Origin of the sequence: Streptomyces bobili (genome assembly GCF_002154575.1) — a bacterium.
Classification (GTDB): domain Bacteria; phylum Actinomycetota; class Actinomycetes; order Streptomycetales; family Streptomycetaceae; genus Streptomyces; species Streptomyces bobili.
Map to the genome: position 1 here is coordinate 1 of NZ_MUBA01000120.1, position 11,798 is coordinate 11,798.

The window sequence follows — 11,798 nt, forward strand, 5'->3', positions numbered from 1 at the left end:
GTTCCGGTAGCTCCGGTCGCGCCACCGTCTTCGGGGGCTCCTGACGCGAAGTGGCGGGAGTCGATGCGCACGGGCGGGGCGCCGGTGAGCAGTTCCACGGCGTCGGCGAGGTACTCGCTGCATTCCTCGGGCGACGTCGGGTCGGCGATCAGGGCGATGCACGGTCGGGACACAGCGGCCTCCAGTGGCTCTCGACGCGCGCTCGTCCCGCGGGCCCGGTCGCACGGCCCGAACGGCGTCACGGTGTGTGGTGCCTGTCGCGCGGGTGGTCCTCGCACCCGTCGCCCTGGGAGCCGCGCCGGTGTGCGGGCCGGGCCGGGCCCGGACTGCCGCCGGGGCCGGGTCCGGCCGGTGACCACGCATGGGTGGGGCTCGCCCCACCGGATCGTGCCGCGGGGCTGGCCGACCACTGTAAGCACCGGGCCCGGCGCCATGACAGGGCGCACGGCCGCCCGGCTTCTGACCCTGTCTCTGCGCCGTCCGCCCCGGACCGTGCGCCCTGCCAGATGCCCGGATCAGCCGTCCCAGGCCCAGTCGGCGACCTCCGGCAGATCGGTGCCGTGCACCCGGATCCAGTCGTGGTGGCGCAGCCGGGCGTCCTCCATCCGCTGGCGTACGGCCGCGGCGCGCACGGCGAGGCCGGGGACGCGGTCGATGACGTCCATGACCAGGCGGTAGCGGTCGAGGTCGTTGCGGACGACCATGTCGAACGGTGTGGTCGTGGTGCCGATCTCCTTGTAGCCGCGCACATGCAGGTGCTGGTGGCCGGTGCGGCGGTAGGCGAGGCGGTGGATCAGCCACGGATAGCCGTGGTAGGCGAAGATGACGGGCCGGTCCGCGGTGAACAGGCCGTCGTACTCGAATTCGCTCATGCCGTGCGGGTGTTCGCCGCTCGGCATCAGGCGGGCGATGTCGACGACGTTGACGACGCGGACCGCCAGTTCGGGCAGGTGGCGGCGGAGCAACTGGGCGGCGGCCAGCACCTCCTGGGTCGGTACGTCGCCCGCGCAGGCGAGGACCACGTCCGGTTCGCGGCTGCCGTTCTCGGTGCCCGCCCAGTCCCAGATCCCGGCGCCGCGGGCGCAGTGGGCACGGGCCTGGTCCATGGTCAGCCAGTCGAAGCAGGGCTGCTTGCCCGCCACCACCACGTTGACGTAGTCGCGGCTGCGCAGCACGTGGTCGGCCACCGACAGCAGCGTGTTGGCGTCCGGCGGCAGGTAGACGCGTACGGCTTCGGGACTCTTGTTGAGGATGTGGTCGACGAAGCCGGGGTCCTGGTGGGAGAAGCCGTTGTGGTCCTGGCGCCACACATGGGAGGTGAGCAGGTAGTTGAGGGAGGCGATGGGGGCGCGCCAGGGCAGCCGGCGGGACACGCGCAGCCACTTGATGTGCTGGTTGACCATCGAGTCGACGATGTGCACGAACGCCTCGTAACAGGAGAACAGTCCGTGCCGTCCGGTGAGCAGGTAGCCCTCCAGCCAGCCCTGGCAGGTGTGTTCGGAGAGGATCTCCATCACCCGGCCGTGCCGGTCGAGGTGTTCGTCGACCTGGAGGGTCTGCGCCTGCCAGGCCTTGCCGCTGGCCCCGTACACGGCCTGGAGGCGGTTGGAGGCGGTCTCGTCGGGCCCGACGAGCCGGAAGTCGCGCCGCGCGGCTGTGGAGCGCATCACGTCCTCCAGCAACTCGCCCAGGACACGGGTGGGTTCGTGCAGGGTGGTGCCGGGTTTGTCGACGGGGACGGCGTACGACTCCAGCGCGGGCAGCGGGAGTTCACGCAGCAGGAGGCCGCCGTTGGCGTGCGGGGTGGCGCCGAGCCGCCGGGGGCCGTCGGGGATCGAGGTCAGTACGTCGTGCCGCGGGGCGCCCAACTCGTCGAAGAGTTCCCCGGGCCGGTAGGAACGCAGCCACGTCTCCAGCTGACGCAGGTGCTCGGGGTTGTCGCGGACCGCGGAGAGCGGGACCTGGTGGGCGCGCCAGGTGCCTTCGACGGGCAGACCGTCGACCTGCGCGGGGCCGGTCCAGCCCTTCGGGGTGCGCAGCACGATCACCGGCCAGCGGGGGCGCTCGCCGGCCGCCTCCCGGCGGGCGGCTTGCTGGATCGCGGCGATGCGGTCCAGGGCGGTGTCCATGGCTTCGGCCATCGCCCGGTGCACCGCGGCCGGCTCGTCGCCGGTGACGTGGATCGGGTCGTGGCCGTAGCCCCGCAGCAGTTCGTCGAGTTCCGGTTCGGGGATGCGGGCCAGGACCGCCGGGTTGGCGATCTTGTAGCCGTTCAGGTGGAGGATCGGCAGGACGGCACCGTCGTGGACCGGGTCGAGGAACTTGTTCGAGTGCCAGGAGGCGGCCAGCGGCCCCGTCTCGGCCTCACCGTCGCCGATCACGCAGGCGACGAGCAGGTCCGGGTTGTCGTAGGCGGCGCCGTAGGCGTGGGAGAGCGCGTAGCCGAGTTCGCCGCCTTCGTGGATGGAGCCGGGCGTCTCGGGGGCGACGTGGCTGGGGATGCCGCCGGGGAAGGAGAACTGCCTGAACAGCCGGGCCATACCGGCCGCGTCCCGGGTGACGTCGGGGTACGTCTCGGTGTACGAGCCCTCCAGCCAGGAGTTGGCGACGACCGCGGGCCCGCCGTGGCCGGGGCCCCACACGCACAGGGCGTCCTGGTCACGGTCGCGGATGACACGGTTGAGGTGGGTGTACACGAGGTTCAGCCCTGGCGAGGTCCCCCAGTGGCCGAGCAGCCGCGGCTTGACGTGCTCCGGGCGCAGCGGCTCGGTGAGCAGGGGGTTGGCCATGAGGTAGATCTGCCCGACGGACAGGTAGTTCGCGGCGCGCCAGTGGGCGTCCAGCGTCCTCAGCTCGTCGTCGGTGAGGCTGGTGGACGCCTGCCGGGTGTCGACGGACATCTCGGGGTCCCTTCCGGATCGGTTTCGGCGGGAGGTGCGAGGGAGGTACGGGGCTCGGTCCGTTTCCCTCCCACCCTCTCCCGCTCCCCGGGTACCCGCCAGGGCCGACCGGCCCATCCGGGGGAGCCGGGAGGGCCGGACGGGGATGAGCGCCTCCCGGACGCCTCCCGGATGCCTCCCGGACGGATGCCGAAGGCCGACCCCGACCGAGCCGGTGAACGACCGCCGGGACCGGTGCCGGGGTCCCGAGGTGGGCGTGGCCGTCACCCGTTGGGCGGAGGCTGGGTCCCCCGGAAGGAGTCGGCCTTCTGTGGAACCGGGGCTTCACCGGCGGCGGACGCCGGCAGCGGTGGTCGTCAGGAGACCGGCGCGTCCCCGTCCCCGTCCCCGTCTCGGCCGATGCGGTCGACATGCAGGACGTTGGCCCGGTCCTCGGAGTCCTCGCTGGCCTCGGCGGCGAACCAGGCGTCGAGGATCTCCTTCAGCAGCGGCTCGGAGGTCAGGCGCAGGCTGAGGGCGAGGACGTTCGCGTCGTTCCAGCGGCGGGCGCCGTCGGCCGTAGCGGCGTCGGCGCACAGGGCCGCGCGGACGCCGGGCACCTTGTTCGCGGCGATGGAGGCGCCCGTGCCGGTCCAGCAGCACACCACGGCCTGCTCCGAGGTGCCGTCGGCCACCTCGCGGGCCGCCGCCTCCGAGCACACCGCCCACCGGAGATCCGAGCCGGGCCGCAGAGCGCCGTGCGGCACCACGTCGTGACCACGCCCACGCAGCTCGGCGACGAGCGCGCGGGCGACGGGCTCGTCCATGTCGGAGGAAACGGAGATCCGCATACCTCGGAGGGTACTGAGAGGGGGCGGGCGACGTCGCGCCGACCACCGGGACCACGTGAGATCGTCCAGACCGCTCAGGCCGTCGTCGGCCATTCGAGGTACGCGGCACCAGGCACCAGGCACCAGGCACCAGGCACCAGGCACAGTGCCACGGTCACCAGGAGCCTCACCAGGAGCCGGCGGCTCCGCCGAAGGCTCGCGCACACCGGCCCGCCCCGCTCAGGCGGGAGGACCGCCCAGCGTCACCGCTTCGGCGTCGGCCTCCGGCGTCGCCTCGGGGAGCCCCACCGGGTTGCCGTCCGGGAGGAGGCCCGACTCGCGGACGGTCCGGGCCAGGGGTGCGAGGAGGTGGCCGAGGCGGGACGTGGCGTCGGGGCCCAGGGTGGTCCAGGGGACTGCCGCCGCGGTGTCCGTACCGGCTTCGACGGACGTGTGGGCGGCCGTCCCGGCGGGGGTGAGCAGGCCGTCGTCGGTGAGCCAGCCGCGGTCGCTCAGCCCGGCCTGTGCCGCCCGCCATGCCGCGAGGTCCCACTTGCGGGTCTGCCGCAGCAGTTCCTCGTCCGACTCCCCCGCCGCGCACTTCAAGGCCATGGCCTCGACCGGGCCCAGGCCGTGGCCGACGAGCACGGCGATGTGTCCGTCGCCGCGGTGTTCGCGCAGGGTGGTGAGCGCCTGCCAGAGCCTGACGTGCGGCTGTGCCGGACGCGGCAGGGCCTGGTTGGCGGCGCCGAGGACGCGTCCGGCCGTGTCCGCGGCCTGCGCCGCCTCCCAGGCGAGGTCGGCCGCCTCGGCCATCTCGGCGGAACCGACCGTGTCCGCCCCGAAGACGCGGGTCATCGCGGCGTCCATGGCGCGCTCGCGCGCCGCGAGGACGTCGGCCGGACCGGCGTAGCCCCAGGCGTCGGGGACGGCGCGGGCCACACGGTCGGGGTGGAAGACGTAGAAGGAACTGGTGACGACGGAGGCGGGAACGGGGCCGAGGGGCGCCGCGCGGAACGCGAAGTAGCCCATCCAGAAGCCGCGCAGGCCGAGTTCGGCGGCTGCGAGGTGCGCCTCGGGGGCGAAGTAGACCAGGTCGTGGACCAGTTCGAACCGTGCCCACATAGTCCGCGCGACGCCGTCGTCCACCGCATGCCTCCCGGCTCACCGATCCGCTCACCTGACCACCGGGAGGCAGCATGCGCCATGAGGGAGGCAACGATCAACCCGCGGCGGGCTCGCCACGCCCTGCCGTCGAGCGGGGCGCGACGGCGCTGGGAACGTGCCGGCTGGTGGGCGACCACGTGGGCGGCGCTACGAACGTGCCGGCTGGTCGGCGATCAGGAGGGTGGTGCCGGCCGGGCGGAAGCCCAGGCGGGCGTAGAGGCGGGCGACGGCCTCGTCGGCGTAGGCGAGGAAGACGGTGTGGACGCCGTGCGCGCGGGCGTGGGTGACCAGGGCTGTCGTGACGGCCGCGCCCAGTCCCCGCCGTCGGGCGGTGGGCAGGGTACCGATGCCGCCGATCTCGGTGGCGCCGCCCGCCGGGTGGTAGTGGCCGACGGCCAGGGGGGTGCCGTCGTCGGCGAGGGCGGCGACGAGCGTCTTGTGGCCGGCGGCCAGGCTGGGACGGACCGTCGCCACGGTGCCGTCCGCGGTCAACTCCGCGGCGAGATCCCGCAGTTCCGGCGCACCGGCGCTGCTCTGCGGTGTTCCCGGCTCGGCGAAGGCCAGGCGGGGCAGCGCGAGAGCGGCCGGCAGCGCGGGGTCGTCGGCGGTCAGCGCGCGCACGCGCACCCCGTCGGGCAACGGCTGGGCGGCGACGGCATGGTGCTGATCGAATGTCATCAACGGCCGTTCCAGCACGGGCAGTCCGGCCGCCTCGATCCGCGCGCGCAGCGTGGGCGCCGCCTCGGCCAGCCACTCGAAGGCCTGCGGCACACCGAGTTCACGCTGCCTCGCGCGCACCCGCTCGATGTCGTCCGCGCCGACGGGAGCGCCCCCGACGGGCTGGGCGTGACCGGGGCCGCCGTAGTACGGCGCACCCGGCTCCTTCCGTACGAACAGCCGCAGCGGGCCGTACTCCTCGGCGTCGGAGAACAGCAGGGGCACGGTGGCGTAGTACTGCTCGATGCGGGTGCGCAGCGGGTCGTCCATGGGCGTATCCCACCACGGGGCGGTGCGGCGGAACATCTCGAATTCGTCGCGCCGATCCGCCCTGCCCCAACCCTCCCACAGTGCCGGACGCGCGGTCGCCCCCGGTACTCAACGACTGGTCCCCGCTTCGGCGTTGACCCGGCCAGGACCCCACAGCAGAATGACTCCGCACCCCCGTTTGAGAGCGCTCTCACGCTCTCGCTCGCCGATGCCCCAGCACACCCCCAGCCACACCCCCCGCACCCCTCAAGGAGATCCATGACCGGCAGCCAAGGCCCGGCGTTCAGTCGTCGTGCGCTCATCGGGACCGGCCTCGGTGTCGGTGCGGCCGTGCTCAGCGTGGGCGGGTCAGGCGTGGCCCAGGCGGCGACGGCTTCTCCGGAGCGGCGGGCGTACGCCTTCCTCGCCGCCGCCATGGACGCCTATCCGCAAGCCGGCACCGTCCGGCTCGCGCAGAGCTACACCGACCAGGCCGGCCTGTTCAGCACCGCTTTCACCTACGACAACGCCCTGGCCGTTCTCGCGGCGCTGGCGTCCCGCACCGCGGACGGCCTGTCCCGTGCCGTGGCTCTCGGCGACGCCCTGCTGTACGCGCAGAGCCACGACCCGGCGTACGACGACGGCCGGCTGCGGCAGGCCTACAACGTGGGGCCGTACACCTTCTACGACGGTTCGCCGCAGCCGGACGGGTTCGTGCGGGCGGACGGCACGGCCAACGTGGGCACGCAGTTCGGCTTCACGGGAACGGCCGTGGGCGACATGGCCTGGGCCGGTATCGCGCTCGCCGCACTCGCCAAGCGGACCGGCCGTGACCGCTTCCTCCAGGGTGCCGTGCGGATCGGCGGGTGGATCGACCGCGTCGGCCGTACCGACCAGCCCCTCGGCGGCTACACCTTCGGCGTGAACGGGGCCGACGAGCGGCTGCCGTTCAGCTCGACCGAGCACAACACCGACCTGATCTGCCTCTTCGGACGGCTCGCCCGGCTCACCGGGGACCGGGTGTGGTGGGAGCGGCGAGCACGGGCCGTGGCCTTCGTCGAGGCCATGTGGGAGCCGTCCGGCGGCTTCTTCTACACCGGCACCAATGACGGTGTCACGGTCAACAGGTCCCCGGTCCCGGAGGACACCCAGACCTGGAGCCACCTGGCGCTCTCCTCCCGCACCCACTCCCGGTCACTGGACTGGGCCCGGACCGAACTGGCCGTCCTGGACTCGGCGGACCGGCGCAACAGCACGGTGCCGGCGGGTCAGTCGTACGAGGGGGTCACCTTCAGTTCCGCGAGTCTCCTGGCGAACGAGGACGCCCCGATCGCGGACGGGCAGCCCAGGCCGGACCGCAACGGCGTGTGGTTCGAGGGCACTGCCCATCTGGTGCTGGCCCTGCGCGACCGGCACTCGCCGGGCGACGAGGCCCGCGCCCGCCGGCTGCTCAGCTCTCTCGAGCGGGCGCAGGACCTGCTCGGCGGCGGCCAGACGCTCGGGGGCACACCGGTCGCCGCCGGCTCCGGGGTCGTATCGGCCAGCAGCCCGCTCGACACCGGTTTCGGCTTCGGCTACTACCCCTACCGGCACACCGGAGCCACCGCCTGGTACCTGCTGGCGGCGGCCCGCGCCAATCCGCTGCGCGCCTGACCGGTCGGCATTCAGCCGCTACGACGCGCCGGGGTCCGGTCCGATTCCCCGCAACTCCCGTACTGTACCGCCGAGTTTGCCGCGGAACTTCTCCAGCATCTCGGGCTCGGCGCTCACCACCCAGCGGGTGCCGACCAGGTACGTGCCGCCGTACACGCTCGCGGAGTCCAGCCAGGTCTCCTTGAGCTTCTCCTCCGGGAACGTGGTGATGAGGTAGCCGCCGTCCGCGGTGGTGCACGCGCCCTGGCGCAGTTCGTCGGCCTCGATGCGGATGTCGGCCTCGCAGCCGGTGAGGCCGGCGATCACCTCGACCCTCGCCGGGGCCACGACCCCGGCCGCCGGGGCGGCGGAGATCTTCGCCGGGTCGCTGTTCACGGCGACCTCGTCCTGGCCACCGCCGCCACAGGCCGTGGCGAGGGTGAGCAGGGTCAGGCCTGCGGCTCGGGCCGCGCCCCGCAGGAGGCGGGTGGTGGCGGGGGTGCGGCCGGTGTGTCCTCGCCGCGGCTGCTGTGGCACGTGCCTCTCCGTCTTCCGGTCCCGGACTGTGCCCGGCCGCATCGGCGGTCGGGCGTACGACTGCCCAGGGGTACGGCCGGTCCGGGACCGTTGTTCACCTTCCCGGCATCGTCATTGTCACCAGGGCGCCGACAGCGACAGCGACGCCCACCCTCGCCGGTCTCGCGACCAGCGTCTTTTCCCGAGCCGGGCCCCGACCGTGCGGGCGATGCCGCATGATGAGCGGGCCATGCACCAAGCCCTGACGACACCCCGTCCGCCTCTGCCCGTCCTGCGGGCCGCGGTGTTCGCCGTCGTCGGTACGGTGTTGGGCACCGGCGCGCACCAACTGCTCGCGGAGCGGCCGGTGCCGTGGGCGCAGGGCGCGACCGCGGCGGCCGTGCTGTTCGGTCTCGGGCTGGCCGGCGTCCGCCGCCCACGGCGTTCCGTCACGGTCGTCGTGGTGAGCGTCCTCGCCCAGTCGGGGCTGCACCAGTGGCTGACGCGGACCGGCCATCCGCCAGTGTCGCCCGCCGCGCACGTCCACGACATCCACGCTGCCTGGTCCGACCGGCTGCACGACTCCCTGGCCATGACGGCGGCCCACGCCCTGGTCGCCGTGGTGGCCGCCGTGCTCCTGCACCGGGCGGACACGGCGTGCTGGGCGCTGGCCCGTGGGCTGACGGCCGCGCTCGACGCCGTACGCGCGCGTCTCCGCCTCGGGGCGATGCGCCACGCCGGTTCACCGGGGCTCGGGGGGCCGGTCGCGGTCGCACCGCCGGAGGGTGACCGGCTGCCGGCCTTCGGGCCGCTTCTCGCGTACGAGCTGGTCAGACGGGGTCCTCCCAGGGCGAGGTCCGCTGTCGTCAACTGACCTGGCGGCGGCTCTCGTTCGGCACCCGCCGCACGGCCGCCGCTCCGCTGCACGCACCTGCCTGGAGACCCCCATGTCCCGCATCACCCTGCCGCGCGCCGCACGGCGCCTGCCCCTGGCTGTGGCCGCCGCGACAACCGCCGTCCTGCTGGCCGCCGTTCCGGCCGCCGCCCATGTCGAGGTGGAGTCGCCCGGCGCGCAGGCCCTCGCCGAGAACGTCCGGCTGACCTTCGTGGCCGAGTCGGAGTCCGCCACCGCCGGAATCACCGAACTGCGCGTGGTCCTCCCCAAGGGCATCGAGCCCGCCGACGTGACCTACGGCGAGGGCCCGGCGGGCTGGCGGTTCGCCGCCACCGCCGACGGCTACAGCGTCAAGGGCCCGGCCGTGAAGGCCGGCGAGGACGTCGAATTCTCTGTCGTGGTACGGCAGTTGCCCGACGCGAAGGAGCTGGCGTTCAAGACGCTCCAGACGTACGGCGACGGCAAGGTCGACCGCTGGATCGAACTGGGCGGATCCGGCGACGGCCACGATCACGGGCACGGCAACCCGGCGCCCGTCCTGAAGCTGAAGGCGGCCGCTCCCGGCGCGCGGACCGTCAGCCCCTCCCCCAGTGCCCCGGCGAGCACTTCGGCCGCCCCGACTCCGACGGCCGAGGAGACCCCCGTCGACTCCTCCCCGCAGGCGGCCGACACCGCGAAGGACGATGACGGCGGCCTGTCGGGAGGCGCCTGGGCCGGCATCGTCGCGGCGGTCCTCGTCGCGGTCGCCGCCGCGGTGTTCCTCGTCCGCCGCCGGGGCGCCGCCCAGGAGTAGCCGGCGCAGAGCCGGTCGTGCTCAGCCGTGCGGCGCCGTCCCGCTGACCCGGTGGTCCGCGTGGCTCAGCGCCTCCAGGACCAGGCGCCGCAGATGGCCGTCGCTGAGCCGGTAATGGATGTGGCGGCCCTCGCGGCGGGTGTCCACGAGCCCGGCGAGCCGTAGCTTGCCGAGGTGCTGGCTGACCGCCGTGCGGGAGGCTCCGCAGCGATCGGTGAGCGAGCCGACGTCCGACTCGCCCTGTGCGAGCAGCCACAGCAGATGCAGCCGGGTGACGTCCGACAGCATCGCGAAGACCCCGGTCGCCTCGGCGAGCCGCGCACTGTCGGGGGCCCGCAGATGCACATCGACCGCAGGTGAGATGGGGTGGCTTTCGGGCATGGGGCCAGCCTATTGCCATCCGCCCCAGGTACGGCCGGGTGGGCGGAGATCGTGGGTGCCGAGGCCCGCGTGCGTTCCACTTCATCATGTGCACAGATGCGCACATGACAGTTACACTCGGGGCACTACCCGGACCGTGCCGCCGAGGGAGCCGACCGCATGCTCGCCGTCCTGCGCGACCGCACCTACCGCCGTCTCTTCGCCGCCCAGGTCGTCGCCCTGGTCGGCACCGGCCTTGCGACCGTGGCCCTCGGGCTGCTGGCGTACGACATGGCCGGGTCCGACGCCGGTTCGGTGCTCGGCACCGCGCTCGCGATCAAGATGGCCGCGTACGTGGTGATCGCCCCGGCCGTGGGCGCGCTGGCCGGCGGCCTGTCGCGCCGGGCCCTCATGCTGTCGGCGGACCTCACCCGTGCCGGGGTCGCCATACTGCTCCCCTTCGTCGACCAGGTCTGGCAGGTGTACGTCCTGGTCTTCCTGCTCCAGTCCGCGTCGGCCGTGTTCACGCCCGCCTTCCAGGCCGTCGTCCCCGACGTGCTGCCCGAGGAGCGCGACTACACGCGGGCGCTGTCGATGTCCCGGCTCGCATACGACCTGGAGAGCCTGTTCTCCCCCGCGCTGGCGGCGGCCCTGCTGTCCCTCATCACCTACAACTGGCTGTTCACGGGCACCGCGTTGGGCTTCCTCGCGTCGGCGACACTGGTGCTCTCCGTGGTCCTGCCCCCTGCTCGCCCGTCGACGGCGTGCGGTGCGTACGCCAGAGCCATGGCGGGCGCCCGGCTGTTCCGCACCGTCCCCGCGCTGCGCGCCCTGCTCGCCCTGAACCTCGCGGTGGCCTCGGCGAGCGCGATGGTGACCGTCAACTCCGTCGTCTACGTACGGGACCTGCTGGACCTGCCGACCGGGGCCCTGCCGCTCGCGCTCGGCGCGTACGGCGCCGGTTCGATGACCGTGGCCCTGCTCCTGCCCCGGATACTGGACCGGGTGCCGGACCGGACGGTGATGCTGCGCGGGGCCGGACTGCTCGTCGTCGTCTTCGCCGGACTCGGTGCCGTCACGACGGCGGGGGGCGGCGGTTGGCGGTGGCCCGCCCTGCTCGTCGTGTGGGCCGCCTTCGGCGCCGCCTGCGCGATGGTGCTGACGCCGACCGGACGGCTCGTCACCCGTTCGGCGCCGGCCGGGGCGAGGACGGCCGCCTTCGCCGCCCAGTTCTCGCTGTCGCACGGCTGCTGGCTGCTGACGTATCCGCTGGCGGGCTGGCTGGGAGCTACGGCCGGCCCACGGTGGGCGGTGGCCGCTCTCGGCGCGATCACCCTGGGGGCCTCGCTGTCGGCGGTACGGCTGTGGTCGACGCCGCCGCCCCACGTGCACGCCGACCTGCCCGCCGGGCACCCGCACCTGAGGGACGCCCGACGCGTGCGGTCCGGCTGGCGGCACCGCCACGCCGGTGTGGCGGACGGGGCGCACGCTCACCCCTAGCGCCCCTCGCCGGGATGTTTTCGCGCTGTGCGGGTAGGGCTGCCCCACGGCAACCCGGAGGAGTCCATGCCCCCTGTGACACGACGTGCGGTCTGCTGGGCGGCCGGCGCGGCCGGCGTCCTCGTCCTCATCGGCGCCTGTGGCGGCGGGGGCGGCGGTGACGAGGCGGCGCGGACGACACCGGCACCGCCACCCACCGGGTCCACGGCAGCGGCCACGGCCGTCAGTTCCCCACCGCCCACCCCGCGGTCCCCCACTCC

General features: G+C 73.8%; 10 protein-coding genes and 1 pseudogene. 5 read left to right on the forward strand and 6 right to left on the reverse strand.

Features of this window, described 5'->3' with window-relative positions; all coding sequences use genetic code 11:
* Positions 1-515 precede the first annotated feature (515 nt).
* From BZL64_RS10725 to BZL64_RS10740, 4 genes are all read right to left on the reverse strand, one after another.
* A complete protein-coding gene (locus BZL64_RS10725) occupies positions 516-2,900 on the reverse strand; it encodes a phosphoketolase family protein (protein WP_086768443.1) in 2,385 nt (794 codons plus the stop codon).
* Between the two features lie 356 nt (positions 2,901-3,256).
* A complete protein-coding gene (locus BZL64_RS10730) occupies positions 3,257-3,730 on the reverse strand; it encodes an RpiB/LacA/LacB family sugar-phosphate isomerase (RefSeq protein ID WP_086768445.1) in 474 nt (157 codons plus the stop codon).
* Between the two features lie 219 nt (positions 3,731-3,949).
* Positions 3,950-4,858, reverse strand: coding sequence for an SCO6745 family protein (locus tag BZL64_RS10735; protein ID WP_086768447.1), 909 nt, complete (start codon positions 4,856-4,858; stop codon positions 3,950-3,952).
* A gap of 165 nt (positions 4,859-5,023) precedes the next feature.
* Positions 5,024-5,863 (reverse strand): GNAT family N-acetyltransferase, encoded by an 840-nt coding sequence (locus BZL64_RS10740; protein ID WP_086768458.1) that lies wholly within the window; start codon positions 5,861-5,863, stop codon positions 5,024-5,026.
* A 258-nt stretch (positions 5,864-6,121) separates the two neighbouring features.
* Here BZL64_RS10740 and BZL64_RS10745 point away from each other — a divergent pair, with 258 nt between their 5' ends.
* Complete coding sequence (locus BZL64_RS10745) at positions 6,122-7,495, forward strand: Tat pathway signal sequence domain protein (protein ID WP_086768449.1); 1,374 nt, start codon at positions 6,122-6,124, stop codon at positions 7,493-7,495.
* A gap of 18 nt (positions 7,496-7,513) precedes the next feature.
* Here the strand turns inward: BZL64_RS10745 and BZL64_RS10750 are convergent, their stop codons facing one another.
* On the reverse strand, positions 7,514-8,053 hold the full coding sequence (locus BZL64_RS10750; RefSeq protein WP_425276033.1) for a hypothetical protein: 540 nt from the start codon (positions 8,051-8,053) through the stop codon (positions 7,514-7,516).
* 166 nt (positions 8,054-8,219) lie between these two features.
* Between BZL64_RS10750 and BZL64_RS10755 the strand changes: the two genes are divergently transcribed.
* Positions 8,220-8,864, forward strand: a complete 645-nt coding sequence (locus BZL64_RS10755) for a hypothetical protein (protein WP_244205294.1) — start codon at positions 8,220-8,222, stop codon at positions 8,862-8,864.
* Between the two features lie 73 nt (positions 8,865-8,937).
* Positions 8,938-9,678 (forward strand): DUF1775 domain-containing protein, encoded by a 741-nt coding sequence (locus BZL64_RS10760; protein WP_086768452.1) that lies wholly within the window; start codon positions 8,938-8,940, stop codon positions 9,676-9,678.
* Between the two features lie 21 nt (positions 9,679-9,699).
* Here the strand turns inward: BZL64_RS10760 and BZL64_RS10765 are convergent, their stop codons facing one another.
* Positions 9,700-10,059, reverse strand: a complete 360-nt coding sequence (locus tag BZL64_RS10765) for an ArsR/SmtB family transcription factor (RefSeq protein WP_086768454.1) — start codon at positions 10,057-10,059, stop codon at positions 9,700-9,702.
* Between the two features lie 159 nt (positions 10,060-10,218).
* Here BZL64_RS10765 and BZL64_RS10770 point away from each other — a divergent pair, with 159 nt between their 5' ends.
* Positions 10,219-11,538, forward strand: a complete 1,320-nt coding sequence (locus tag BZL64_RS10770; protein ID WP_086768456.1) for an MFS transporter — start codon at positions 10,219-10,221, stop codon at positions 11,536-11,538.
* 75 nt (positions 11,539-11,613) lie between these two features.
* Positions 11,614-11,798, forward strand: a pseudogene (locus BZL64_RS40565) (hypothetical protein); the annotation flags it as partial.

What these genes read in the sequence shown, in the direction of transcription:
- BZL64_RS10730 (WP_086768445.1), bottom strand. Translation starts at nt 3,730, where the DNA reads ATGCGGATCTCCGTTTCCTCCGACATGGACGAGCCCGTCGCCCGCGCG.
- BZL64_RS10745 (WP_086768449.1), top strand. Translation starts at nt 6,122, where the DNA reads ATGACCGGCAGCCAAGGCCCGGCGTTCAGTCGTCGTGCGCTCATCGGG.
- BZL64_RS10760 (WP_086768452.1), top strand. Translation starts at nt 8,938, where the DNA reads ATGTCCCGCATCACCCTGCCGCGCGCCGCACGGCGCCTGCCCCTGGCT.
- BZL64_RS10740 (WP_086768458.1), bottom strand. Translation starts at nt 5,863, where the DNA reads ATGGACGACCCGCTGCGCACCCGCATCGAGCAGTACTACGCCACCGTG.
- BZL64_RS10755 (WP_244205294.1), top strand. Translation starts at nt 8,220, where the DNA reads ATGCCGCATGATGAGCGGGCCATGCACCAAGCCCTGACGACACCCCGT.
- BZL64_RS10770 (WP_086768456.1), top strand. Translation starts at nt 10,219, where the DNA reads ATGCTCGCCGTCCTGCGCGACCGCACCTACCGCCGTCTCTTCGCCGCC.
- BZL64_RS10765 (WP_086768454.1), bottom strand. Translation starts at nt 10,059, where the DNA reads ATGCCCGAAAGCCACCCCATCTCACCTGCGGTCGATGTGCATCTGCGG.
- BZL64_RS10725 (WP_086768443.1), bottom strand. Translation starts at nt 2,900, where the DNA reads ATGTCCGTCGACACCCGGCAGGCGTCCACCAGCCTCACCGACGACGAG.
- BZL64_RS10750 (WP_425276033.1), bottom strand. Translation starts at nt 8,053, where the DNA reads ATGCGGCCGGGCACAGTCCGGGACCGGAAGACGGAGAGGCACGTGCCA.